The organism is Terriglobus sp. YAF25, from assembly GCF_052113305.1.
In the GTDB taxonomy this organism is placed as follows: Bacteria; Acidobacteriota; Terriglobia; order Terriglobales; family Acidobacteriaceae; genus Terriglobus.
This window is the reverse complement of record NZ_JBFRCY010000812.1, coordinates 1-2,095: the sequence shown is the minus strand read 5'-3', so window position 1 is coordinate 2,095 and position 2,095 is coordinate 1. Positions and strand designations below refer to the sequence as shown.

The following is a 2,095-nucleotide window of genomic DNA, read 5'->3' as shown; positions in this document are numbered from 1 at the left end:
GCCGGATACCATGTCAAGGCACTGCACCTGGTTCTGTAGTTTCGGCCCACCCAGGCGATTCAGATCCTGCATAAGTGCGTCTGTCAGTTCAACGTTTGGCTTTGCCTGATAGATTGAAATGCAATACCCGGGAATCAGCAGGAGAAGGCCGGCGGCGCCTGTAAACCCATATAAGGAATGACTGCTTCTTTGCGTCTCCGCAGCGGAGGGATTGACATCAGCAGAAGAACGATGCCCAGGGGGGCAACCGTAGGCTTTAGCGAGACGGCCAACCAGACCAGAAAGCCGAACGGAAGCATCAGCAGGGGGCGCCTTGCCCGCAGAGCTGAGAAGGCAAAGGCAATTCCGGCCACGATCAGGACTGTCATGACCTCTTCCCGTTGGGCGGCATTTCCCGCCCCCTCGGCTCCATGGATGAGAGTGAACATCGCTCCGCCAAATAGCCCTGCCAGCCAGTCATACGGCCAGGCGATCACGATCATGGATGCGGTCGTAACGGCGAGCAGAAAGAAGTCATACATCCGCCAGCCGAGATCGCCAGGTCCAAAGATCCGCAACGCCCAGCCTTCCAGGAAGTAGGAACCAGGCATGTTCATGTCAACGATGTCGCGGTACGGAGCCTTGCCGTGATCTATGAAAAAGCTGACGTAATGCATGGCAGAAGTGTCCCACTGCCAGCTCCAGTGGATCGAGCGATACACAAAAAACAAGGTAGCGAGGCAAAGTATCGCAATGGTCACGGGCCGAAAAATTCCTGCAAGACGAGCCGTCGGCGCTCTCTCCATGGGCAAAACCCCTATCTCAAAAATTTATTGTTCGGGATGAGCGTGCACCCGATTTGAATGACAGGTGTGTCGCCAGTGTAGCGCACCCTGACTGCTAGCTCTCTTGCCGCCGATGATAGTGCGATTATGCCATGCCCATCTTGCAGCGCAGTAAAAAGCGAAGTGCTGTAAGGGGGGCGCTGATGGTGTTCCGGAAGTTTGGCTTACCTGGCTATACGGATTCCGTCCAGGTAAACACGTGTCCCCGCCCCACGAGGTCCCGCATGTTTTCCCAGAACTGTGATCTTCACCTGATGTTCTCCGGCAGTAGCGAAGCTCTTGCTATAGATACCCACCCCGAAGATGTCATCCGCTGAATACGTGTCGATGCCGGCCACATCTTGACCGTCGATGTTGACTTCAGCTTCGCCGCATTCTCCGCAAAGGCGCGTGAACCAGGTGAACCCCGTTCCCTCGAACTTGAACTCCACGGCTGCACCTTTCTCCGAGGACGAGGTCAGAGTGCCGGCGTACGCCGGTTGCAGTTTGACTTCGTGTTTCCAGTCTCCGGTGTAGGACAGTCCCGTCGGCGAAACATCGTCAAGCACGATACCGCGAGTCGCCGCGACGGAACCGGCCGCCTCCGCGAACGGGGAGGCCAACCCTCCGCCATTGACAGCTCTCACTGCATACTGGGCGCCCAGGTCGGCGCCTGCGGAGTGATCGAAAAAGTAAGTTCCCTTGGCGACCTTATCGATCACGGCTCCGTCGCGTGCCACTTCGTAATAGGAAATCCATTGTTCATCGTGAGCCGGACCCCACCTTATCTCGACGCCGGGATAGCCCATATTACTGGCACTCGCCTTACGCACATCGGCGGGCGATGTCGGTTTTGCGCGATAAAGCCTGCTGTCCGGATGGAAAGGGACATTCAGGTAGATCAGTTCGCCGGCAGCCTGGTGATTGAGGGTGATGCCTGACTTCATCAGGTCGGCGCCCGTCCTGGACTCGCCTTGGTCCGATTCCTGATAAGAGACCAGATATTTGTTTGCGGGGTTAAGCCCTTTTGGCCATACAACCACAGGTCCGGCAGCAACGTGCTTGAGAATGATGATGCCGCGGTTCCCATCGCGGCTCAACCGCTCGAAATACATGGTTGGATCGTCGCCCCGCACAGCGGGGCGATAGACGTGGACCCAGCGACCCACCAGGCCCACGTGTTCAAGGTAGTGGTAAATGTCGATTAGATTCCGCACTCCCTCCAGCTTCGACGGACTCCATGTATCTCCCGACATGTCAAAGTTGATGGTCAGCAGTCCACGCCACAAGGC

General features: G+C 56.9%; 2 protein-coding genes. Both read right to left on the bottom strand.

Annotated elements, in window-relative coordinates; all coding sequences use genetic code 11:
* Positions 1 to 134: 134 nt before the first annotated feature.
* Positions 135 to 740, bottom strand: a complete 606-nt coding sequence (locus AB4043_RS24035; protein ID WP_442308320.1) for a hypothetical protein — start codon at positions 738 to 740, stop codon at positions 135 to 137.
* Between the two features lie 248 nt (positions 741 to 988).
* Positions 989 to 2,095: hypothetical protein (locus AB4043_RS24030; protein WP_442308319.1), on the bottom strand; the 1,107-nt coding region annotated here is incomplete at its 5' end.